This is a genomic window from Bradyrhizobium sp. WU425, assembly GCF_021052305.1.
Classification (GTDB): Bacteria; Pseudomonadota; Alphaproteobacteria; order Rhizobiales; family Xanthobacteraceae; genus Bradyrhizobium; species Bradyrhizobium canariense_D.
In genome coordinates this window covers 7,152,840-7,175,530 of record NZ_CP088089.1, presented here as the reverse complement: position 1 = coordinate 7,175,530, position 22,691 = coordinate 7,152,840, and the positions used below count along the sequence as shown (strand labels likewise).

21 protein-coding genes are annotated in these 22,691 nt (G+C 64.8%); 11 read left to right on the top strand and 10 right to left on the bottom strand.

The window, feature by feature from the left end; translation table 11 throughout:
- Window positions 1–7: 7 nt before the first annotated feature.
- The gene (locus BcanWU425_RS34250; RefSeq protein WP_026232774.1) at window positions 8–2,884 is read right to left on the bottom strand and encodes an EAL domain-containing protein; all 2,877 of its coding nucleotides are present in this window, start codon (window positions 2,882–2,884) and stop codon (window positions 8–10) included.
- A 154-nt stretch (window positions 2,885–3,038) separates the two neighbouring features.
- On the bottom strand, window positions 3,039–4,037 hold the full coding sequence (locus BcanWU425_RS34245) for an NAD(P)H-quinone oxidoreductase (protein ID WP_018454625.1): 999 nt from the start codon (window positions 4,035–4,037) through the stop codon (window positions 3,039–3,041).
- A gap of 111 nt (window positions 4,038–4,148) precedes the next feature.
- On the opposite strand from BcanWU425_RS34245, the gene BcanWU425_RS34240 reads away from it, so the two are divergent.
- A complete protein-coding gene (locus BcanWU425_RS34240; protein WP_018454624.1) occupies window positions 4,149–4,340 on the top strand; it encodes a DUF1192 domain-containing protein in 192 nt (63 codons plus the stop codon).
- Window positions 4,341–4,870: 530 nt separating this feature from the next.
- Window positions 4,871–5,380: a protease adaptor protein RcdA gene (gene rcdA / locus BcanWU425_RS34235; protein WP_007605503.1), complete on the top strand. Its 510-nt coding sequence runs from the start codon at window positions 4,871–4,873 to the stop codon at window positions 5,378–5,380.
- An 87-nt stretch (window positions 5,381–5,467) separates the two neighbouring features.
- Here the strand turns inward: rcdA and rpmE are convergent, their stop codons facing one another.
- Window positions 5,468–5,695, bottom strand: coding sequence for a 50S ribosomal protein L31 (rpmE, locus tag BcanWU425_RS34230; RefSeq protein WP_018454622.1), 228 nt, complete (start codon window positions 5,693–5,695; stop codon window positions 5,468–5,470).
- Between the two features lie 219 nt (window positions 5,696–5,914).
- Here rpmE and BcanWU425_RS34225 point away from each other — a divergent pair, with 219 nt between their 5' ends.
- The 4 genes from BcanWU425_RS34225 to BcanWU425_RS34210 all read left to right on the top strand — a co-directional run bounded on the left by BcanWU425_RS34225 (window position 5,915) and on the right by BcanWU425_RS34210 (window position 8,890).
- Entirely contained in the window at window positions 5,915–7,741 is a 1,827-nt protein-coding gene (locus BcanWU425_RS34225; RefSeq protein WP_204513303.1) for an ABC transporter ATP-binding protein/permease, read from the top strand.
- A gap of 422 nt (window positions 7,742–8,163) precedes the next feature.
- Window positions 8,164–8,373 (top strand): hypothetical protein, encoded by a 210-nt coding sequence (locus tag BcanWU425_RS34220; RefSeq protein WP_018454620.1) that lies wholly within the window; start codon window positions 8,164–8,166, stop codon window positions 8,371–8,373.
- Between the two features lie 25 nt (window positions 8,374–8,398).
- Complete coding sequence (locus BcanWU425_RS34215; RefSeq protein ID WP_162847278.1) at window positions 8,399–8,572, top strand: hypothetical protein; 174 nt, start codon at window positions 8,399–8,401, stop codon at window positions 8,570–8,572.
- Between the two features lie 147 nt (window positions 8,573–8,719).
- A complete protein-coding gene (locus BcanWU425_RS34210) occupies window positions 8,720–8,890 on the top strand; it encodes a hypothetical protein (protein WP_157642917.1) in 171 nt (56 codons plus the stop codon).
- Between the two features lie 15 nt (window positions 8,891–8,905).
- Here the strand turns inward: BcanWU425_RS34210 and BcanWU425_RS34205 are convergent, their stop codons facing one another.
- The 4 genes from BcanWU425_RS34205 to BcanWU425_RS34190 form a co-directional block, all read right to left on the bottom strand.
- A complete protein-coding gene (locus BcanWU425_RS34205) occupies window positions 8,906–9,124 on the bottom strand; it encodes a hypothetical protein (RefSeq protein ID WP_018454617.1) in 219 nt (72 codons plus the stop codon).
- 110 nt (window positions 9,125–9,234) lie between these two features.
- Entirely contained in the window at window positions 9,235–9,681 is a 447-nt protein-coding gene (locus BcanWU425_RS34200) for a GNAT family N-acetyltransferase (protein WP_204513304.1), read from the bottom strand.
- Window positions 9,681–10,709, bottom strand: coding sequence for a peptidoglycan -binding protein (locus BcanWU425_RS34195; RefSeq protein ID WP_018454615.1), 1,029 nt, complete (start codon window positions 10,707–10,709; stop codon window positions 9,681–9,683). The genes BcanWU425_RS34200 and BcanWU425_RS34195 overlap by 1 nt, the downstream gene beginning before the upstream one ends.
- A 4-nt stretch (window positions 10,710–10,713) precedes the next feature.
- The gene (locus BcanWU425_RS34190) at window positions 10,714–11,733 is read right to left on the bottom strand and encodes a flagellar motor protein MotA (protein WP_018454614.1); all 1,020 of its coding nucleotides are present in this window, start codon (window positions 11,731–11,733) and stop codon (window positions 10,714–10,716) included.
- 216 nt (window positions 11,734–11,949) lie between these two features.
- On the opposite strand from BcanWU425_RS34190, the gene BcanWU425_RS34185 reads away from it, so the two are divergent.
- A complete protein-coding gene (locus BcanWU425_RS34185; protein WP_204513305.1) occupies window positions 11,950–12,969 on the top strand; it encodes an SAM-dependent methyltransferase in 1,020 nt (339 codons plus the stop codon).
- Between the two features lie 41 nt (window positions 12,970–13,010).
- Here the strand turns inward: BcanWU425_RS34185 and BcanWU425_RS34180 are convergent, their stop codons facing one another.
- A complete protein-coding gene (locus BcanWU425_RS34180) occupies window positions 13,011–13,613 on the bottom strand; it encodes an SRPBCC family protein (RefSeq protein ID WP_231189493.1) in 603 nt (200 codons plus the stop codon).
- 150 nt (window positions 13,614–13,763) lie between these two features.
- Between BcanWU425_RS34180 and BcanWU425_RS34175 the strand changes: the two genes are divergently transcribed.
- The 4 genes from BcanWU425_RS34175 (at window position 13,764) to BcanWU425_RS34160 (ending at window position 20,692) form a co-directional block, all read left to right on the top strand.
- Window positions 13,764–14,690, top strand: coding sequence for a LysR family transcriptional regulator (locus BcanWU425_RS34175; RefSeq protein ID WP_204513307.1), 927 nt, complete (start codon window positions 13,764–13,766; stop codon window positions 14,688–14,690).
- A gap of 247 nt (window positions 14,691–14,937) precedes the next feature.
- Window positions 14,938–16,131 carry an efflux RND transporter periplasmic adaptor subunit gene (locus BcanWU425_RS34170; RefSeq protein ID WP_085351844.1) on the top strand — a complete coding sequence of 398 codons (1,194 nt, stop codon included), beginning with the start codon at window positions 14,938–14,940 and terminating at the stop codon, window positions 16,129–16,131.
- 6 nt (window positions 16,132–16,137) lie between these two features.
- Complete coding sequence (locus BcanWU425_RS34165) at window positions 16,138–19,290, top strand: efflux RND transporter permease subunit (RefSeq protein ID WP_204513308.1); 3,153 nt, start codon at window positions 16,138–16,140, stop codon at window positions 19,288–19,290.
- Window positions 19,291–19,552: 262 nt separating this feature from the next.
- Window positions 19,553–20,692: an AAA family ATPase gene (locus BcanWU425_RS34160; RefSeq protein WP_085361605.1), complete on the top strand. Its 1,140-nt coding sequence runs from the start codon at window positions 19,553–19,555 to the stop codon at window positions 20,690–20,692.
- A gap of 33 nt (window positions 20,693–20,725) precedes the next feature.
- Here the strand turns inward: BcanWU425_RS34160 and BcanWU425_RS34155 are convergent, their stop codons facing one another.
- Both BcanWU425_RS34155 and BcanWU425_RS34150 read right to left on the bottom strand, forming a co-directional pair.
- Window positions 20,726–21,511 (bottom strand): inositol monophosphatase family protein, encoded by a 786-nt coding sequence (locus BcanWU425_RS34155; RefSeq protein ID WP_018454609.1) that lies wholly within the window; start codon window positions 21,509–21,511, stop codon window positions 20,726–20,728.
- An 85-nt stretch (window positions 21,512–21,596) separates the two neighbouring features.
- On the bottom strand, window positions 21,597–22,691 hold the full coding sequence (locus BcanWU425_RS34150; protein ID WP_204513309.1) for a tetratricopeptide repeat protein: 1,095 nt from the start codon (window positions 22,689–22,691) through the stop codon (window positions 21,597–21,599).

Below are 22,691 nucleotides of genomic sequence, written 5' to 3'. Positions count from 1 at the left end.
AGGGAAGCTAGCTCGCCGCTTCCAGGCGCACTTCCGTGAGCAGGCGCATCGCGGCGTCGGCATCCATGGGTTCGCCAAAGGCAAACCCTTGCGCGTATTCGCAGCCCATCTGGTAGAGCTCGACCGCGTCGGAATCGGTCTCGGCACCTTCGGCGACCACGTCCATGCCGAGGTCGTGCGCGAGCGCGATGATGGACTTCAGGATCACCGGGCGGGTGCCGCGGTTGGTGGTGCGCACGAAGGACTGGTCGATCTTGATGGTGTCGAACGGGAAGCGCTGCAGATAGGCCAGTGACGAATGGCCGGTGCCGAAATCGTCGAGCGACAGCCCGGTGCCGAGTTCGCGGATGCGCGTCAGCATCTGCGCCGCGTGCTCCGGATTCTCCATCACCAGCGATTCCGTCAGCTCCAGCTTCAGCGTGCCGCGCGCGACCGAGGAGCGCGACAGCACGGTGCGGATGTCGTGGATCAGATCGTGGCGCAGCAATTGCCGCGAGGAGACGTTGACCGATGCGAAGATCGGCTCGCGCGAGCGCATCGCGCGCTGCCAGATCGAGAGCTGCTTGGCGGTCTGGTCGAGCACGAACATGCCAAGGTCGATGATCAGGCCAGTCTCTTCCGCGATGGTGATGAATTCCGAGGGCGCCATGCGTCCGAGCTTGGGATGATCCCAGCGCACCAGCGCCTCGAAGCCGGCGACCGAACGGTCTTCAAGCCGCACGATCGGCTGGTACAGGATCGTGAGCTCCTGCCGCTCGATGGCGCGGCGCAGTTCGCTCTCCAGCGTCAGCCGGTCGGTTTTTCGCGCGCGCATCGCGGACTTGTAGACGTCGATGCGGTCGCCGCCGATGCGCTTGGAGTGATACATCGCGAGCTCGGCGTCCTTGATGATCTCGTCCGTGAGCTGAACTTGCGGATCGGACAGGGCGAGGCCGATCGAGGCCGTGAGAAAGATCTCGCGTTCGTTGAAGGCGATCGGCGCGCGGATGGTCTTGCGGATGGTCTCGGCGAAGGCGGTGATGCGGGCGGGGTCCTGCTCCGAGAGCAGGATCAAGCCGAACTGGTCGCCGGCGAGCCGCGCCAGCGTATCCTGCGGCTTCAGGATGCGGGTGAGGCGGCGGGCCAGCGTCAGCAGGATGGAATCGCCGACCGCGATGCCGACGGAATCGTTGACCTGCTTGAAGCGGTCGAGGTCGATCACCATCAGCGTCGGCCGCAGCGTCGGCATGGTCTTGGCGAAATGCGCGACGGCGCCGAGCCGGTCCATGAACAGCTTGCGGTTGGGCAGGCCGGTGAGATTGTCATGCACCGAATCGTGCAGCAGGCGCTCCTCGGCGTTGCGCAGCTCGGTGACGTCGGTGAGGGTGCCGACCACGCGCGAGACCTCGCCGTCGGAGCCGACCACCGGGCGCGCCTTCAGCGCGAACCACATGAAGTGACCGTCCGGCGTGCGCAGGCGGAAATCCTGCACCAGGCGGCCGCGGCGCTGGTCGAGCACGCTGTCGAGCGCGGCGCGGAAACGGTCCTGGTCGAGCGGGTGCAGCACTTCGAGCCAGGAGGCGGCCGGGCCTTCAAGCGTGCCGCGCTTGAGGCCGAGCAGGGCCTCGGTCTCAGGGCTGGTAAAGACCTTGTCGGCGGACACGTCCCAGTCCCAGATCAAATCGCCGGAACCGGCCAGCGCCAACGCGCGGCGCTCGATGTCGGAGACGACGCCGGTGGTGGCGCCGCCGCCCGCGAACGCATGCTGCATCACCGTGAAGCCGATCAGCATCACGATCAGCACGAGGCCGCCGAGCAGGGCAGGGCCGACGATGTCGTTGGTGACGGAGCCTGCGACCGTCATGCCGGCCGCGACCACCCAGACCACCAGCAGGAACCAGGTCGGGATCAGCAGCACCGCGCGGTCGAAGCCGTGGGTGGAGAGATAGACGATCAGCGCGAAGCCGGCGAAGGCAATCAGCACCAGCGAGATGCGCGCGATGCCGGAGGCCACCGCAGGGTCGAACAGGGCCAGCGCAACGAGAGAGCCCAGGAACGCGAGCCAGCCCACCGTGATGTGCGAATAGCGCACGTGCCATCGACTGAGATTGAGATAGGCGAACAGGAACACCAGCAGCGTCGCCGCCAGGATCGCCTCACCCGCCGCGCGCCAGATGCGCTCGGCGTTGTTCGACATGTCGAGCACCTTGCCCCAGAAGCCGAAATCGACGCCGATATAGACCAGCACCGCCCAGGCCAGCGCCGCGGCGGCCGGGAACATGATGCTGCCCTTGACCACGAACAGGATGGTCAGCACCAGCGCCAGCAAGCCGGAGATGCCGATCACGATGCCCTGGTACAGCGTGAATGAGTTGACCTTGTCCTTGTAGGATTCCGGCTCCCACAGATAGAGCTGCGGCAGCTTGTCGGTGCGCAGCTCCGCGACGAAGGTGACGACGGCGCCGGGATCGAGCGTGACGCGGAAGACGTCGGCGGTCGGGCTCTCCTGTCGCTCCGGCCGGTCGCCGGTCGAGGGCGTGATGGTCGCGATGCGCGACAGCCCGAGGTCGGGCCACAGCAGCCCCGAGGAGACTATACGGTAATGCGGGGCGACGATCAGGCGGTCGAGCTGGTCGTCGGTGTTGTTGGCGAGCGCGAACACCACCCAGTTCTGGCCGCCTTCGCGGGCGCGCACCTCGATGCGGCGGACGATGCCGTCGGTGCCGGGCGCGGTGGAGACCTGGATGCGGTCGGCGTCGCTGCGCTGATGCTCGAGCACACCGGTGAGGTCGATCGCGGGCGCGTCACCGCGGACGCTGACAGCGTCCAGCGCGCGCGCCGGGAACGCGCAGACGAGAATCATGAGGCCCAGCGCTATGGGCGCGAGGCACCTGATCAGACGCAAGGTCAGTTCTCCGCGTTCGACGCAAACTCTTCGGTGCAGGCTCTTCGGTGCACGGCGTTTTCCGAACGGAACAAGGTGGTTCGGTGCGTCGCGATAGATGCCACGAAAGCGAGGAAAATCAAAGGGTTTCCGGCTTGCCCTGTGGGCCGTTGGCCTAGACCTCCAACACAATTTTGCCAATATGTGCCGAGGTTTCCATCCGCCGGTGCGCGTCGGATGCTTTTTCCAGCGGGAAAGTGCTGTCCATCAGCGGCTTGACGCGGCCTTCGCGCAACAGCGGCATCACTTTCGCCTCGATCGCGGCCACCATCGCCGCCTTGTCCGCATTACTACGGGGGCGCAGCGTCGAGCCGGTATGGGTCAGGCGCTTCACCATCACCTTGGCGATGTTGACGGTGACCTTGGGCCCGTTGAGGGTCGCGATCTGCACGATGCGGCCGTCGAGCGCTGCGGCGTCATAGTTGCGATCGACATAGTCGCCGGCGACCATGTCGAGGATCAGATTGGCGCCGGCATTGTTGGTCTCCGCCTTGACCACGGCGACGAAGTCTTCGGTCTTGTAGTTGATGGCACGATCCGCGCCGAGCTTGAGGCATGCATCGATCTTGTCCTGCGATCCCACGGTGACGATCACCTTGGCGCCGAAAGCTTTTGCGAGCTGGATCGCCATGGTGCCGATGCCGGAAGAGCCGCCGTGGATCAGCAGCGTCTCGCCGGCCTTCAGGGCGCCGCGCTCGAACACATTGTGCCAGACCGTCATCAGTGTTTCCGGCAGTGCGCCGGCTTCCTTGATCGACAGCGACGGCGGCACGCTCATCGCCTGACCGTCCTGCGCGATGCAGTACTGCGCATAACCGCCACCGGCGACCAGCGACATCACCTTGTCACCGATCTTGTGCCGCTTGGCGTTGCTGCCGACGGCCACCACTTCGCCGGCGATTTCGAGGCCGGGCAGGTCGCTGGCGCCGGGCGGCGGCGGATAGGCGCCGGAGCGCTGCGCGACGTCGGGCCGGTTGACGCCGGCGGCCTGCACCTTGACCAGGATCTCGTCGGGGCCGGGCTGCGGCAGCGCCCGTTGTTCCGGCACCAGCACTTCCGGTCCGCCGGGTTTCGAGATGGCGACCACGGTCATTTGCGCGGGCAGCTTGTCCATGATGTGTCCTTGAGCAAAGGTGCGGGATGGAACGAGGCCATTGCTTAGCCAGCGGGGTGCAGGCTGGCAACCGCCTCAGCCGCTTGTGAGGCGAACGCAGGAGGAACCAGGATGGCGATGGAAGACGACGACCGCCCGCGCAAGAAGATCAGCCATGACATCGGACAGGATCTCTCACTCTTGTCGGTGGAGGAACTGACCGACCGCATCGCGCTGCTCAAGGGCGAGATCGCAAGATTGGAAGAAGCCGCAACAAAGAAGCGCGCCTCGCGTGATGCGGCCAACAGCGTTTTCAAGAAGTAGCGGATTGGAAGAGGAGCGCCAGCCACTTCCACGGCGTCATGGCCGGGCATAGCCGTCCGAAGGACGGCGTCGCTTCCGCTCGCCTGTGTCCCGGCCATCACGTTCTTGATCTTTCGCCGAAGGAGAGGACGTGGAAGCCCGGGGCATGACGGGCAGTTTGTTCCGCGGGCCCACTCGGCCACTGACCGACATGGCTAACGAACCCTCAAGATAATCGCTCGTTTACTCCACATTAAGCTTTCGAGTTTATGACTGGGAACTGTCCTTGTTTGGACACCGAGTGGCTCCTGTCCACTCTGTTTGACGCCTCCCTGTTATCAACTTTCAAAGCCGCCGGTTTTCCGGCGGCTCTTTTTTTGCGCCCAGCTCCGCCTTTTTGCGTCTCGCCGCGGTTGAATTCCGGGCAAAGACCCGCGGAAACCATATCCGCGCTTGTCACTGGACTCGGCGTCTCGCCCGCGCAATGATTTGTTCATCATAAGCCGGTGCCAAAGCCGGGCAGTCAGACAGTTGCGTAAGGGGCGTTAACCATGGAACGTTTGCAAGCCGAAGGCGCTCTCGTTCAACTCAGCGAGCGGTTCACCAATTCTGCGGCGTTCGGCGTCCTGTTCCGTGAGGGCATGGACCTGGTCGAGGAGACCGCCGCCTATCTCGATGGCGCCGGCCGCACCGAGGCCAAGGCGCTCGATCGTGCCGTCAGCCTCACCTATGCGACCGAGAGCATGCGCCTGACCACCCGCCTGATGCAGCTCGCCTCGTGGCTGCTGCTGCATCGCGCCGTGAAGGAAGGCGAGATGACGCTGGGCCAGGCCAATCGCGAAAAGACCAAGGTCAAGCTCTCCGCCGCCGATCCCGGCTCCACCGACACCATCGAGAAGCTGCCGTCGCAGCTCCAGGATCTGATCCATCGCTCGATGAGCCTCCAGACTCGCGTGCGCCGCCTGGACACCACCATCCACACCCCGCCGGTCGATCATTCCTCGATCGGCAACCCGCTGGTGCCGCACCTCAACGCATTGAAGGCGGCGTTCGAGCGGTAAGCTCCCGTCACTGCGACGAGCGCCCCAAAACAAAAAACGCCCCCGGCTCTCCGGGGGCGTTTTCGTCTCCAGCCTCGAGGGGCCGGATCAATCCTTTTTGAGAAAGCCCGAAAACTTCTTCTGGAAGCGCGAGACGCGGCCACCGCGATCCAGCAGCTGCGCGTTGCCGCCGGTCCAGGCCGGGTGCGACTTGGGGTCGATGTCGAGGTTCAGCGTGTCGCCTTCCTTGCCCCAGGTGGAGCGGGTCAGGTACTCGGTTCCGTCGGTCATCACGACCTTAATCGTATGATAGTTCGGGTGAATTTCGGCTTTCATGGCAATTCCTCGGCGCCCCGGCGCCTCACTTGAGTGGCTATCGAATGACGGATTTGGCGCGGTCTATACCCCACAGGCCCCTGTAAAACAAGCCATTGCAAGCCTTTTGAGGCCCTTAGGAGACCGGATGGCCCCCTAAGGGACATCCCGGATTTGCCACTCCCGCTCGCCCGGCCTATCTGGAGCGGAGCACCTCTCTTTGTCTTTTGGTCGGATCTCATGAGCGCAGTAGAACGGCTTGAAACCGGGCCCGCAGAAGCCCCGTCGATCGAGGCCGACCTGATCGAGGCGCCGGCGAAGAGCCGCGCGAAGCTGCGGCCGCTGCTGGCGCTTGCGCCCTATGTCGCCCGCTATCGCAGCCGGGCGGCGCTGGCCTTCGTCGCGCTGACGATCGCGGCGCTGACCACCCTGCTGGTGCCGGTCGCGGTGCGCAGGATGATCGATTTCGGCCTGACGCCTGAAGGCATCGAGCTGATCAACAGCTACTTCTCGGTGATGATCGCCGTCGTCGCCGTGCTCGCGCTGGCGAGTGCCGCGCGCTACTACCTCGTGATGACGATCGGCGAGCGCATCGTCGCCGATCTCAGGCGCGACGTCTTCGCCCATCTGCTCTCGCTGTCGCCGGCCTTCTTCGATTCCGCGCGCAGCGGCGAGCTGGTGTCCCGCCTCACCGCCGACACCACGCAGATCAAATCCTCCGTCGGCGCCTCGGTCTCGATCGCGCTGCGCAATCTGATGATGTTCTTCGGTGCCGCGGCGATGATGGTGATCACCAGCCCGCGTCTGTCGGGATTCGTGCTGCTGGCGATTCCCCTGATCGTGCTGCCGCTGGTCGCCTTCGGGCGCTGGGTGCGGCGGCTGTCGCGCAACGCGCAGGACACGCTGGCCGAGGCCTCCGCCTATGCGAGCGAGCTGGTCGGTGCGATCCGTACCGTGCAGGCCTATACCAGCGAGAGCCTCGCCGAGAGGCGCTTCGGCGGCGAGGTCGAGCAGGCCTATGAAGCCGCGCGCACCTCCACGCAGGCGCGTGCGGTGCTCACCGCCATCATCATCTTCATCGTGTTCGCAAGCGTGGTCGCGATCCTCTGGATCGGTTCGCACGACGTGCTGACCGGCACCATCACGCCGGGCCGGCTCGGCCAGTTCGTGCTCTATGCGGCCTTCGCCGCGGCCGGCCTCGGCCAGCTCAGCGAAGTCTGGGGCGAGATCTCGGCGGCATCAGGCGCTGCCGAGCGCCTGTTCGAGATCCTGCATGTGCAGCCCGACATCACCGCGCCCGCGTCGCCGCGCGCGCTGCCGGTGCCGGCGCGCGGCGAAGTCGGCTTCGACCAGGTCAGCTTCGCCTATCCGGCGCGGCGCGACGTCAATGTGCTCGATGCCGTGTCGTTCGCCGTGCGTCCCGGCGAGAAGGTCGCGATCGTCGGTCCGTCCGGCGCCGGCAAGAGCACGATCTTTCATCTCTTGTTGCGCTTCTACGATCCGCGCAGCGGCGCGATCTCGCTCGACGGCGTGCCGGTCAAATCCGCCGATCCCCGTGAATTCCGTTCGCGCATTGCGCTGGTGCCGCAGGAATCCAACGTGTTCGCGGCCAGTGCCCGCGACAACATCCGCTTCGGCCGGCCCGATGCCACCGATGCCGAGGTCGAGCGCGCGGCCGAGCTGGCGCACGCCGCCGAGTTCATCCGCCGCCTGCCCGAAGGTTTCGACACCCCGCTCGGCGAGCGCGGCGTGACGCTGTCCGGCGGCCAGCGCCAGCGCATCGCGATTGCGCGCGCGATCCTGCGCGATGCGCCGCTGCTGCTTCTGGACGAAGCCACCTCCGCGCTCGATGCCGAAAGCGAGACGTTGGTGCAGACCGCGCTGGAAGAGCTGATGCGCCACCGCACCACGCTCGTCATCGCGCACCGCCTCGCAACCGTCTTGTCGTGCGACCGCATCCTGGTGATGGACCAGGGCCGGATCGTCGAGCAGGGCACGCATGCGGAGCTCGTCGCTGCGAACGGGCTCTATGCCAGGCTGGCGAGGTTGCAGTTCGAGGGGGCGTGAGGCGAGGTAGTCTGGACTGCCGCTTCATTCAGGCTGTCATCCCCCGCGCAGGCGGGCGATCCAGTACTCCGAGACGGAAGTGATCAAGCGATAAGCCGCGGCGTACTGGATTCCCCGCCTCCGCGGGGAATGACAGCGGAGCTTTTGGCGAGAGCGTCGCACCACGTGGTCTCCCTTCGTAGCCGGGTCGATAGCGGACATTTGTCGATCTGATCGGCTGCGCGATTCGAATCGGCCACATCGTAAGGTGATCGATGGAAGCGGCGCTGCTGGCTGTCGCAGAACATGGGCGTCGTCGTTTTGATGAGTTTCGGAATGCTCGTCGTTGGCTTCCGGAATTTCGGACAGCGTTGGCGCGCCCGGAGGGAGTGGACGGCCGCGGCTGCTGAAGCTAGGGTTCGGGCCGACCCAGGAGACGCCAAATGCCTTATTCGACAGCCGACCAGACCCGAGGCGAGCGCAACGGCAAGCTTGTCGCCGACGTCTTCTGCGCGCTCTTGCTTGCTACCTTTTCCGTGGTCTTCTTCGGTTGGCTCGGCGGTCTGGCCGCCTTCATTGTCGTCGAAAGTTGCCTGCTCGCAATCGATTGGGTGGTTCCTAGCAAGAACGATGCGGCAGGCGTTGTTCGTTGAGCTGACGGAGTGGACGGTGTTGTGAATGATTGTTCTGATCGGTCCGGTACTGTTCATCCTCCTCATCCTGTTCGCTATTCGACAGCAAAAGCGCGGCCTTGCGGGGTGGAAAGCGGCGCTGCTTGTTGTCGCTGGTAGCGGCGTCATCGTTGTGCTGAGTTTCGGATTGCCCATCGTGGGCTTCCGGAATTTCGGATAGGGCAGCCCGCGCCCCTGAGCCGAGTGGATGAACCTTGCAGTTCCCCCGGATGTGGCGCCTAATCAGGTATCGCCGGCCAAAGGCTCGTCCGTAGGCGTCGGTGCCTGAGAGATGATTTGTGCTCCCGCCTCATTGGGAGTGCGCCTCATGGCCCCGCCATTCAGCAAGGAAACCCACGAACTTTTGGAGCGGGCGCAGCGAGCGATCGATGAGTCGATCCGGCTTCGCGAAGACAGCCAACGCGCGATCCGCCAAGCCGAAAGCTGGCAGTTCGAGCTTGAACTCCGCTTGAGCCGAGAGCGCACCGCGGCGAGTTGACGGCAGCACTGCTTATCAGCACTTCGGCGACAGCGCCGGCACGTTCGGCCATGGCCAGTTCTTCCAGCTCCCGTCCTCATCAACGCAGGCCGATGGCCCAAGGCCATTCGTCGGAGCACTCGTCGTCTTGACCGGCGTGGCGAGGTGCTGGTCGACATAGCTCGTCGAAACATATCCGGCGACGATGACGCCGAGCAGGACCGAAGACCCCTTGGCCAGATCGCTCAATTTCATCGGTCATCTCCATCCGCTTGCCGGCGCAACTTGCGGGCACAACGACTAGCTGACGTCCTGGGATCCCGACGTGACGGCCGTCACGCGTCCAGAATCAAGATCGCCAGAATCTAAGGTTGCCAAATCATCTTCAGCACCGGACGTCCCGAGGTCGGGTTCACCTCGTCGCCGGCATGCGCGAAGCCTTTGCGCTCGTAGAAGCGGATGGCGCGGCTGTTGTCCTTGTTGACAAGCAGCGTCACGCCCGCCGGTGACAGGCGCTTGGCCTCATCCACCAGCAGCCGCGCCGCGTCCGAGCCCCAGTGCGCGGGATCGACCACGAGCTGGTCGAGATAACCGTCGCCGTCGATGGTGACGAAGCCGGTCAGCGCGCCGTCCTGCTCCGCGACCACGATCGAAGCCTTCGGCACCAGCTTCTTGCGCCAGCGCTCGCGCCACCAGTCCAGGCGGGCCGCGAAGTCGATCTGCGGATAGGCCTGCTGCCAGGTGCGATGCCACAGGTCAATCGAGGCGGCCTCGTCCTCGGGACGGTAAGGGCGGAGGTGGAGGGCGCTCACTACCGCTCCGTCAGCTTCAGCTCGATGCGGCGGTTGCGCTTGTAGGCTTCCTCGGTGTTGGCCGTGTCGAGCGGCTGGAATTCGCCGAAGCCGGCGGCGACCAGGCGCTGGGCCGGCACGCCGAGCGAGATCAGGTACTGCACCACGGAGATCGAGCGCGCGGCCGAGAGGTCCCAGTTCGACTTGAAGTTCGGACCGTTGACCGGGCGCACGTCGGTATGGCCGTCGACACGCAGCACCCAGGGGATCTCGTTCGGGATTTTCTTGTCGAGATCGATCAGCGCGGTTGCGAGCGTGTCGAGCTCGGCGCGGCCTTCGGGCAGCAGCACCGCCTGTCCGGTGTCGAAGAACACTTCGGACTGGAATACGAAGCGATCGCCGACGATGCGGATGTCGGGGCGGTTGCCGAGGATGGCGCGCAGGCGGCCGAAGAATTCCGAGCGATAGCGCGACAATTCCTGCACGCGCTGCGCCAGGGCGACATTCAGGCGAGAGCCCAGGTCGGCGATGCGATTTTGCGATTCCTTGTCGCGCTTCTCGCTAACGTCGAGCGCCTCTTCCAGCGCGGCCAATTGCCGCCGCAGCGCGCTGATCTGCTGGTTCAGCACCTCGATCTGCGCCAGCGCCCGGGCCGAAACCGCCTTCTCGGAATCCAGCGCCTTGCCGAGCTCGGAGGACTTGCCTTGCGCATCGTTGCCGGCCGCGGCGAGCCCCTCATAGAGGCCCTTGATGCGGTCGCGCTCGCTCTCGGCCGAAGCGAGGCCGGCTTTCAGTGACGAGACCTGGTCGTCGAGCGTGAGCTTGCCGAGCTTCTCCAGCGACAGTAATTCGTTGAGCTGCGCGATCTTGGCGTTGAGCTGCTCCAGCGCCTTGTCCTTGCCGGTGACCTCCTGCGACAGGAAGAACTGCACGACCAGGAACACCGACAGCAGGAACACGATCGACAGCACCAGCGTCGACAGCGCGTCGACGAAGCCGGGCCAGTAGTTGAAGGAGGTATCGCCGCGGCGACCGCGCGCCAGTGCCATGTCGCTAACCCTTCTCGGGCTGACGCGCGATGCGCTCCAGCAGGCGCCGGATCTCGCGGTTCTGCTCGCCCTGGCCGTCGGCCCATTCGCGGATCATCTGCTGCTCGGTCCGCATATGCGAGACCAGCGCCTGGATGGCTTCGGCGAGGCTCGCCATCGCCGCGGTGGTGCCGCGGCTGCCGCTGCCTTCCTCGAGCACGGAGCGTAAGCGCTCGACGACGGCCTGAAGCTCGCCGCTGGCAATGCCACCGCCAGTGCCGGCAACAGCCACCTCGCCGCTGCCATATTCGCGCACGGTGGTGGCAAGCCAGTCTTCGAGGTCGGTGTAGAAACGGTTCTGCGCCTGGCTCGATTGCAGGTCGAGGAAGCCCAGGATCAGCGAGCCGGCGAGGCCGAACAGCGAGCTCGAGAACGAGATGCCCATGCCGCCGAGCGGGGCGGCCAGCCCCTCTTTCAGCGTGTCGAACAGGGCGCCGGAATCGCCGCCGACCTTGAGCCCGTCGATCACCTTGCCGACCGAGCCGACCGTCTCGATCAAGCCCCAGAACGTGCCGAGCAGGCCGAGGAAGACCAGCAGCCCGGTCATGTAGCGGGAGATGTCGCGGGCCTCGTCGAGGCGGGTCGCGATCGAATCGAGCAGGTGCCGCATGGTGGTCTGGGTGATCGACATCCGCCCGGTGCGCTCGCCGCCGAGGATCATCGCCATCGGCGCCAGCAGCTTGGGGTGGCGGGCGGGCGCAAGGCCGGGATCGGCGATGCGGAAATTGTTGACCCAGGAGACTTCGGGATACAGCCGGATCACCTGGCGGAAGGCTAGGATGATGCCGATGAACAGCACGCCGCCGATCAGGGCATTGAGCCCGGGATTGGCGAAGAAGGCCTGAATGATCTGCTTGTAGAGCACCACCCCCACCAGGGTGCAGAGCACCAGGAAGACCAGCATCCGCACCAGGAAGACGCTGGGCGAGGATAGCTTGGTGTATTCGATGTCGAGGGAGGAGCGGGGCGAGGCGCCTGGCGGCATGGCCGGTATCATCCGTTAACTTGCTTGCGGCGCGCACTATGGCACAGCGCCAGCCCAAAAAAAGCGCCGGATGCGCCGATTTCGGGGAGAGCTGGGGAACCCAAGGCTGAAACCGGCTTTGGTAAGGACGTACTTTGCAAATCGTCGGCATTCCACAGGTTCAAGTCGCACTTTTCCCCTGGCGCCAAAACCCGCCGCCCAAGACGGAGTCGTCGCATGAGCGTCGTGTCCGCGATCATCGGGACTGCCGAACGGGTGCCGTTGCCTGATGTCGTGATCCGCGCGGCGATCCAGCGCCTGTGCTCGCGCACGGTGACGCGCCTGTCCGCGCTGGGCGGGGCGGACGATGCCGCCTTCGCCGGGCGGATGATGCTGCGGCCGATCGCCGAGGACGCGGATGCCGGGCACGACGAGGTGCCCGCTTCGTTCTTTGCGAAGGTGCTCGGCCCCAACCGCAAATACTCCTGCTGCTTCTACAAGACCGACGCGACCACCTTGCGGGAGGCCGAGGAGGAGGCGCTGCGCCAGACGGCCGAGCATGCCGCTCTCGCCGATGGTCAGACCATCCTCGAGCTCGGCTGCGGCTGGGGCTCGCTGTCGCTGTGGATGGCGCGGCAGTTTCCGCACGCCAAGGTGACGGCGGTGTCGAGCTCGCAGGCGCAGCGCGCCCATATCGAGGAAGAGGCGCGGCTGCGCGGTCTTCTTAATCTGCGGGTGGTCTGTGCGGACATCAACGTGTTCGCGCCCGACGGGCAATTCGACCGCATCGTGTCGGTCGAGATGTTCGAGCACGTGATGAACTGGCGCAAGCTGATGACACGCCTGCGATCATGGCTCGCGGCGGAGGGGCGGTTCTTCATGCACATCGTCGCTCATCGCTCCGGCTCTCACCTGTTCGACCGGGCCGATCGCGACGACTGGATCGCGCAGCGCGTCTCCACGGGCGGGCTGATGCCGAGCCATCACCTCGTCAGGCAATTCGACGATATCTTCACGGTCGAGAAGGAATGGTGCTGGAGCGGCACGCACTATCAGCGCACCGCCAACGACTGGCTCGCAAATTTCGACGCGCATCGCGACGCCATCGAGGCGGCCTTACGCAACATCCATGGCGAGGAGACCGCCCAGCGAATGCGACGCTGGCGCTGGTTCTTTCTCGCGACCTCGGGCCTGTTCGGCTATGCCGACGGAACCGAGTGGGGCGTCAGCCACTACCGGATGAAGGCGGCGGGGTAGCGCGCGGACGCGTGATGCCGCGCACGCTCCCGGGTAACCGGTCAGTTGCCCTCAGAGACCCATTTCAGCGTCGCCAGCCACAGATCGTGGCCACGATGCAGCAGGCTCTCATCGGTCTCTCGCAGGTGGGCGGCGTCTTTGCCCACACCAACTTCATCCGTTGTGACCAGGCAGCTCGCGCCTTGCGGGGCCAGATACCAGGTATGGTAGAAGCTCGGCTTCGTCCCCGGCGCGTAACCGTACCAGCCGAGGCGCGTATGCGGCACATATTCCTGCACCCTGCTCTCGACCGACAGGCCAAACGTGCTCCAGCGCCACGTCGTGCCGTCGCCCAGAACTTTCGCGCCCTCGGGAAGCTCGACGCCGTTGGAGTTGGGATACCAGCGCGGCCATTTCCTGGCGTCCACGATGTGGCCCCAGATCTTCTCGCATGACGCGTTGATGAGAAGCTCGTTGTGCGAAAACAGATCGGCAGTCGCGGGATTGAAGCCTTCCGGCCAATGAATCTCCCGCGCGCGCATCGCGAGGTCTTGCTTCATCGTCATGATCGCTTGCTTCTTTGTGCCGGTGTGAACGGCGTTCGTCTGCGCTCCGGCAGGAGCTGCGATCGAAAGCAGAGACGCCGTGGACGCGCCCAGCAGCATCCAGCGCGCGCAAGATTCAGTGTTCGGAATGTAAAGCCGTTTCGTCATGTTCGCCTCCGCATGTTCGATGGCGACACCGATGACAGATCGTGATTGCTGATCCAATTTCCGTTATGTCAGAATAGTCATTCATACAAATCAGGAATTGCGATGCCCTTCGATGGACGGTTGCTGTCGGGTGTTACGGTCCTCTCGGCCGTGATCGAGGCCGGCACCATCGCGCGCGCGGCCGATGCGCTGGGCCTCACCGCCTCTGCGGTGAGCCGCGCCATATCGCGCCTGGAAGCGCGCGTCGGGGTCAGGCTGCTCGAACGCACGACGCGCTCGCTCTCGTTGACAGACGAGGGGCGACGATTTTACGAGCGCGTCGGACCGCACCTTGCCGGCATCGAAGAAGCGGCGATCGAGGCATCGGGCTCCGCCGGCATCGTGCGCGGGCGGCTTCGGGTGAACGTCGATCCGTTCTTCTCGCGTATCGTCCTGTCATCCCACATCAGGGAATTCCTGGAGCAATATCCCGAAGTGTCGCTGGAGCTTCTGATGCGTGACGCGGTCGGAGATCTCGGGGCTGGCGGCTTCGATTTGGCGCTGAGGTTCGGAGACCCCCCGAACGGTTCGTTGGTCGCGCGCAAGCTCGTCGAAACCCGAGTTCTCACGGTTGCGGCGCCGGCTTACGTCGCCGAGCACGGCCGGCCACGGCATCCCTCCGAGGTGGTAGACCACGATTGCATCGGTTTCTATGACGCGGCAAACCAGCGACCTTTCGATTGGGAGTTTCGCAAGGGAAAGGAGATCCTTCCGGTCAAGGTATCCGCCCGCGTTCTGGTCTCGGATGTCGGCGCCATGCTTTCGGCCTGCGAAGCCGGCGCAGGCATCGCCCAGATTCTCCAGCTCGGCAGCAGCCACCTCGTGGAAAGCGGAGCGTTGATCAACCTGTTTCCCGAATGGTCCGGGGAGATGTTCCCGCTCTATGCGCTGTTTCCATCACGCCAGCATCAGCCCGCGAAAGTGCGGAGCTTCATCGACTTCTGCCTCGGCGTGATTGCAAGGGAGAATGCCTCAACCGGTCCGGCGTAGAGAGCACACACTCTGATTGCGATCTTCTGTCGCAGCGCGTGGCGATGGAACCTGACTCACAATCTGGTGAGAGATAAAAAACGCCGTGAACTCAGCAGCCTAGGCCGTGTGACATTGGGCCGCCCGCAAGGTGCGTTGCGTCGCAGCACGTCCGCTCTATTTTGACCGCATCAGCCGCGTGCTATGGCCCAGAACGGGCCTCGCGCCGAGCGTGATCGGTTTCAACAATATCGGGGCACCCCATTTCATGTCAGGACTTCGCGCGCGATCGGCATGCGTTGCAATGATGCTCGCGGCCTTTACGCCGCTGTTGGCGGGCTGCGACGAATCCAGCTCCGCCATTTCAGCCGCCCAGCCCAACGACCCCGACGTCAGCATCGTCATCGTCAAGCCGCAGCCGCGTGCCGTGGTGCGCGAGCTGCCGGGCCGCATTGCGCCGACGCGCGTCTCCGACGTGCGGCCGCGCGTGTCCGGCATCGTGGTCGAGCGCCTGTTCCGGCAGGGCAGCGAGGTGAAGGCCGGCGATCCACTGTATCGGATCGATCCGCGTCCGTTCGAGGTCGAGGTGATGGCCAACGAGGCTGCGGTCGCCAAGGCCGAGGCCGCGTTGATGCAGTCCCAGCAGCAGGCGCGCCGCATCGCCACGCTCACCAGCCAGCGCGCCGCGCCCGAAGCCGAGAACGAGAAGGCGATCGCGGCCGAGCGCCAGGCCCATGCCGAGGTCGAGGGCCGCAAGGCCGATCTCGCGCGCGCAAAGCTCAATCTCGACTATGCCACCGTACGCGCGCCGATCGACGGCGTCGTCGGTGCCGCCCTGGTCAGCGAGGGCGCGCTCGCGGTTCAGAACGAGACCAATCTGGCCACCATTCAGCAGCTCGATCCGATCTACGCCGACTTCACCCAGTCGGTGAACGAGCTCAACCAGCTCCGCCGCGCCTTCGAGAGCGGTGACCTCGAGCGCATCGCGCCCGACGCCGCCAAGGTGCATCTCGTGCTCGACGACAACACCCTCTACTCGCTCGACGGCAAGTTGCTGTTTTCGGATGCCAAGGTCGACGCCAATACCGGTCAGGTGACCTTGCGTGGTGAGTTCCGCAATCCGAAGCGCGAGCTGCTGCCGGGCATGTATGTCCGCGTCCGCATCGACCAGGGTCTCGATAGCGATGCGATCGCCGTGCCGCAGCAGGCGATTCAGCGCAATGGCGGCGGCGGCAGCGAGGTGTTCGTCGTCAAGGACGACAATCGCATCTCGGTGCAGCCGGTGCGCACCGGTTCGGTGCAGGACGGCATCTGGTTCGTCACCGACGGCCTGAAGGCTGGCGACAAGGTCGTGGTCGAAGGCTTCCAGAAGTTCGCCGCCGGCGACAAGGTCAAGCCGCAATCCTGGTCGGAAGCGGATGCGACCGCCGACAACCGGCACGCCCAGAAGCTGATGCGGTAATAGACCATGGCGAGCTTCTTCATCGACAGGCCGATCTTCGCCTGGGTCGTCGCGCTGTTCATCTGTCTGGTCGGCGCAATTTCGATTCCGCTGTTGCCGATCGCGCAGTACCCGATCATCGCGCCGCCCTCGATCTCGATCTCGACCAGCTATCCCGGTGCCTCGCCCGAGAACCTCTACAACAGCGTCACGCGGCTGATCGAGGAGGAGCTCAACGGCGCCTCCGGCATCCTCAATTTCGAATCGACCAGCGACTCGCTCGGCCAGGTCGAGATCATCGCCAATTTCGTGCCGGGCACCGATACCAGCGCCGCCTCGGTCGAGGTGCAGAACCGCATCAAGCGCGTCGAGGCGCGGCTGCCGCGCGCGGTGATCCAGCAGGGCATTCTGATCGAGGAGGCCTCCAGCGCGGTGCTCCAGATCATCACGCTGAACTCGACCGACGGCAGCCTGGATGAGGTCGGCCTCGGCGACTTCATGATCCGTAACGTGCTGGGCGAGATCCGCCGCATCCCCGGCGTCGGACGCGCCACGCTGTATTCGACCGAACGCAGCCTGCGCGTCTGGGTCGACCCGGCAAAGCTGGTCGGCTATGGCCTGACCGCCGACGACGTCAACAAGGCCATTGCCGCGCAGAACGCGCAGGTCGCTTCGGGCAGCATCGGCGCCGAGCCGTCGACCTCGACCCAGCGCACCTCCGCGCTGGTGCTGGTCAAGGGCCAGCTCTCGTCCCCGGATGAATTCGGCACCATCATCCTGCGCGCCAATGCCGACGGGTCGACCGTGCGGCTGCGCGATGTCGCGCGGATCGAGGTCGGCGGCCTCAGCTACCAGTTCAACACCCGTCTCGATGGCAAGCCGACCGCCGGTCTTTCCGTGCTGATGTCGCCGACCGGCAATGCGCTGGCGACCGCGAGCGCCGTCGAAGAGAAGATGAAGGAGCTGTCTCGCTTCTTCCCGGCCAATATCGGCTACGAGATTCCATACAACATCACGCCCGTGGTCGAGGCCTCGATCAAGAAGGTGTTGTCGACGCTGGTCGAAGCCATCGTGCTGGTGTTCGTGGTGATGTTCCTGTTCCTGCAGAACATCCGCTACACCATCATTCCGACCATCGTGGTGCCGGTGGCGCTGCTGGGCGCCTGTACCACGCTGCTGCTCGCCGGCTATTCCATCAACATGCTCTCGATGTTCGGCATGGTGCTCGCCGTCGGCATCCTCGTCGACGATGCCATCGTCGTAGTCGAGAACGTCGAGCGCATCATGGCCGAGGAGGGGCTGCCGCCCAAGGAAGCGACGCGGAAAGCGATGTCGCAGATCACCGGCGCCATCATCGGCATCACGCTGGTCTTGATGGCCGTGTTCGTGCCGATGGCGTTCTTCCCGGGCTCGGTCGGCATCATCTACCGCCAGTTCTCCGTGACCATGGTCGCAGCGATCGGCTTCTCGGCCTTCCTCGCGCTGTCGCTGACGCCGGCACTGTGTGCGACGCTGCTCAAGCCCGTCGCGGCCGGTCATGGCCATGCCAGGAAGGGCGTGTTCGGCTGGTTCAACCGCATGCTCGACAGCAGCAAGGAGGGTTATTCCCGCACCGTCGGCTTCTCGCTGAAGCGCACCGGCCGCTTGATGCTGGTCTATGTCGCGCTGCTCGCCGGCCTGTCCTGGGCCTTCGTCAATCTGCCCGGCGGCTTCCTGCCCGTCGACGACCAGGGCTTCGTCACCACCGACGTGCAGACGCCGTCGGACTCGTCCTACGGCCGGACCGAGGCGGTGATCGAGAAAGTGGAAAAATACCTGGCGCAGCGTCCGGGCGTCGACAACGTCACCTTCCTCACCGGCTTCAGCTTCTCCGGCCAGGGCATGAACACCGCGCAGGCCTTCATCACCCTGAAGGACTGGTCGGAACGCGGGCCGAAGGATTCTGCGGCCGCGATCGTCGCCGACATCAACCGCGATTTGTCGTCGTCGATCCGCGACGCAAAAATCTCCGCGCTGCAGCCGCCGCCGATCGACAATCTCGGCAACTCCTCGGGCTTCTCGTTCCGTCTCCAGGACCGCGGCCAGAAGGGTTATCCGGCCTTGATGCGCGCCGCCGATCAGTTGATCGCGGAGGCCAATGCGAGCGCTGTGCTTCAGAAGGTCTATGTCGAAGGCCTGCCCGAGGCCGGCGTGGTCAATCTCGTGATCGACCGCGAAAAGGCGGGCGCCTTCGGCGTCACCTTCGAGGACATCAACAATACGATCTCGACCAATCTCGGCTCGAACTACATCAACGACTTCCCGAACCGCGGCCGCATGCAGCGTGTCGTGGTGCAGGCCGATGCCCGCGACCGCATGCGGACCGAGGACATCCTCAACTACAACGTCAAGAACAGCCGCGGCCAGCTCGTGCCATTCTCGTCCTTTACCACCGTGGAATGGGCGCGCGGACCGACGCAGATCGCCGGCTTCAACTACTATCCGGCGGTGCGCATCTCCGGCGAGGCGAAACCCGGCTTCACTTCAGGCGATGCCATCGCCGAGATGGAACGGCTCGCCGGCAAGCTGCCGCGCGGCTTCGGCTATGAATGGACCGGACAGTCGCTCCAGGAGAAGCTGTCGGGCTCGCAGGCGCCGTTCCTGCTCGGGCTCTCGGTATTCGTGGTGTTCCTGTGCCTGGCCGCGCTCTACGAGAGCTGGACCATTCCGCTCGCGGTGCTGCTCACCGTGCCGCTCGGCATCGTCGGCGCCGTGGTCGCAGCGATGCTGCGCGGCCTGCCAAACGACGTCTATTTCACCGTCGGCCTGATCACCATCATTGGCCTTGCGGCCAAGGACGCGATCCTGATCATCGAGTTCGCCAAGGATCTTCGAAAAGAAGGCAAGCCGCTGGTGGACGCCACCATCGAGGCCTGCCGCCTGCGCTTCCGCCCGATCCTGATGACCGGCCTTGCCTTCATCTGCGGCGTGCTGCCGATGGCCATCGCCCATGGCGCCGGCGGCGCCAGCCAGCAGGCGCTCGGCAGTGTCGTGATGGGCGGCATGATCGCGGTAGTGATCCTGGCGCTGCTGATGGTGCCGGTGTTCTTCGTCTCGGTGCAGCGCGTGCTGGGCGGGGATCGGGAGAAGGCGGCGAAGCAGGGCGAGATGTACGGGCCGCCGGCGCCGGCCAAGCTGTAAGGTGAGGTGTCATGCCCCGCGCAGGCGGGGCATGCCGTACCCCGCGGCCTTTCCGTATCCGAGCGGCGTCTCTGGAATACTGGATCATCCGCCTTCGCGGATGATGACCGTCGGGTTTGCGCTGGTGAGAGTCGGCCATTGAACGCCGGATCGGTCGGCTTGATTTCTCGGAGGCCTCAATCCAGACTGCACCCCTGGATTGAAACATCGTATTCGCACCTTACTGCGAATGCGGAGATAGCCCGCCGATTGAGAGCATGTGATGCGTCCGACCGACATTGCGATCTCGAACTATCGCTCCATTCGGCGGCTCTCCATACCCATCCATCCACTGTCGGTGTTCGTCGGCGAAAATGGAGTCGGCAAGTCCAATCTCTACAAGTCCTTGTCGCTGTTGCGCGACGCGGCGACCGGTCAGATCACCCGCACGATCGCCGATGAAGGCGGTTTGAATTCGGTCTGCTGGTCCGGCATACGCAAGCGAGGCGAAGACGGGCGGCTGCGGCTGTCGGCGACATTCGACGGCATGAGATATTCCATCGAGCTCGGATTTCCCAGCCCGCTTCAGGCGGCGTTTTCCGGCGAGCCGATGATCAAGGCCGAAACGATCGAAACGACGCGCGGCAAACGCACGGTCAAGCTGATGGAGCGGATAAACTCGCTCATCAGCGTCCGCGGCGAGAGTGGCGCCTGGAACGCTCACAAGGATGCGGTGCTGCCGTCAGAGACCGCGCTTGCGGCTTTTTCCGATGGCAAGCAATGCCCGGAAATCGACCTGATCAGAAATGCAATGCTGGGCTGGCGATTCTATCATGACTTTCGCACTGATCCGGCGTCACCGATACGAAAGCCTTGTCTGGCGATCGCAACGCCCTCGCTCAGCGCCGATGGCATCGATCTGGCTGCCACCCTGGCGACCCTCTATGTCATTCGGGAAGACGCCAACGACCTGCAGGACGCGATCCAGGATGCATTCCCGGGTGCCGAACTCCGCGCATGGGAAGAAAATGGCAGGTGTGAATTCGATCTGCAATTGCCGGATATGCCGCGGCCGTTCAGGGCTCATGAACTATCCGACGGGACGCTGAAATACATCTGCCTGCTCGCGGTATTCATGGGCTATCGGCTGCCGCCGTTCATTGCGCTGAACGAACCCGAGACCAGCCTGCATCCGTCGCTGCTTGCGCCGCTGGCCCGGCTCATCGCCAAGGCATCGCGCCGCGCCGACATCTGGATTGTCACCCATTCGGAACAGTTGATGGACGCACTGCGAAGCGAGAGTTCGGTCCCGCTCCGCCGGGTGATCAAGTCGAAAGGCGCCACGGCGATCGAGGGCCTGACCATCGGCGGTGAATATCGCGACGACGAAGCCGACGAGGACGATGAGGACGACGATTCCTAACCGTCGTCGATCGAGCCGTCGTGCTGCTGCGGCCTACTTCCGCAAGATCTTCACCAGTTCCCCGTGCACGTATTCATTCCCGCACACGACATTGCCTGTCACCAGCGCGTCGCCCGGCGTATCGATGTCGGTGATCGTTCCGCCCGCTTCGCGCAGCATGATCAGGCCCGCCGCGATGTCCCAGGATTGCAAATTGCGCTCCCAGTAGCCGTCGAGGCGGCCGGCGGCGACGAAGGCCAAGTCGAGCGAGGCGGCGCCGAAGCGGCGCAGGCCGGCGACGCGCTCCTGCATCGCGGTCATCTCGCGACGGAATTCCTCGTGGTCGCCGCGGCCGATATGAGGCAGGCCGCAGGCCACCACGCATTCGTTGAGCTGACGGCGGCCGGCTACGCGCAGCCGCTGGTCGTTGAGGAAGGCGCCCTTGCCGCGCTCGGCGATGTAGAGCTCGTCATTGGCGGGATTGTAGATCACGCCGGCGATGATCGTGCCCTCGCGCGAAAGCCCGATCGAGATCGCGAATTGCGGGATGCCGTGCAGGAAGTTGGTGGTGCCGTCGAGCGGATCGACGATCCAGGTATGGCTCTTGTCGGAGCCCTCGCGTGTTCCGCCTTCCTCGCCGATGAAGCCGTAGCCGGGCCGCGCCTTGGCGAGGTCCTGGTAGAGGATCTCCTCGGCGCGCTTGTCGGCCAGCGAGACGAAATTCGCCGGTCCTTTCAGCGAGACCTGGAGATGCTCGATCTCGCCGAGATCGCGCTTGAGGCTGCGGCCGGCGCGGCGCGCGGCCTTGACCATGACGTTGATAGTTGCGGAATACAGCATGAGCTTCCGGTCTTGATCGGGGGAAATGGCGCGAAATCGCGCCTGTTTGAGGGATGGGGTGCCCTGCGGGGGCCTCAACGTCAAGTCATTTGGCCCCGAGCCATTTCCTGGCGGCGGCCTCGGCCTTGGCCCGGTCCTCGGCCGGCAAATCGGACAATTGCTTGTCCAGCTCCGGATCGCCCTTGCCGGAGGTCTTGGCCACCAGATGCCATTTGAAGCCCTCGACCTTGTCCACGGCCGTGCCCATGCCGTTGATCAGCACCCAGGCCAGCCGGTTCTGCGCGATCGCGCTGCCCTGGCGGGACGCCTTGCGGAGCAGGGCGACGGCCGCCGGCTGGTTCTTCGGCGTGCCTGTGCCGTTGAACAGCGCAATGGCGTATTCGACCTCGGCATCGACATTGTCGGTCAGCGTGGCGACCTGGAGCAGACGCACCGCCCGTTCCAAATCCTTCGGCACGCCAGTGCCTTCCTTGTAGAAGGTCGCGAGCGCGTATTGCGCCTCGGGCAGGCCGGCATCAGCCGCCTGGCGCAGCAGCTCGGCGGAGCGCTTGACGTCCTGCGGCAGGGTCTGGCCGTCGAGATAGAGCAGCGCGAGATTATAGGCCGCCTTGGGTTCGCCGAGCTTGGCGGCGGACGCCATCAGCTTGACCGCCTCATTTTTGTCGACCGGGCCGCCGCGGCCGGTCATCCTGAGCATGGCGAGCGCGAACATCGCTTCGCGGTCGCCGGCGTCGGAGGCGCGCTTGTACCATTGCAGCGCCTTGGTGTAGTCGCGTCGGATGCCCATGGCGTTGGAATAGAGCTCACCCAGCATGGTCATCGCTTTGGCATCGCCGGTTTCGGCACGGGCCGTGGCGAGTTCGAAGGCGGTCTTGTACTGGCCGCGCTGATAGGCGCCGTACACCAGATCGACGTTGGCGTTGTCGGTCGGCGGCGCCGGAATCACGGTCGCGGCCGGAGCAGGCTTTGGGGACGCGGAAGGTTTGGGGGAGGCTGAAGGTTTGGGTGCCGGCGGCGCTTCCTTCTTCTTGGTGATGGTGTGCAGCGTGGCCTTCGGCTTGTCTTTGGTTTTCTCGGCCGAAGCGCCCGGCGTTGCCACCGGCGGCGTGATCTGGAGCTGCGCGGCCGCGGGCGCCGTCAGCAGCAGCGTGGCCAGCATGATGATGCGCGGGAGCTTCAT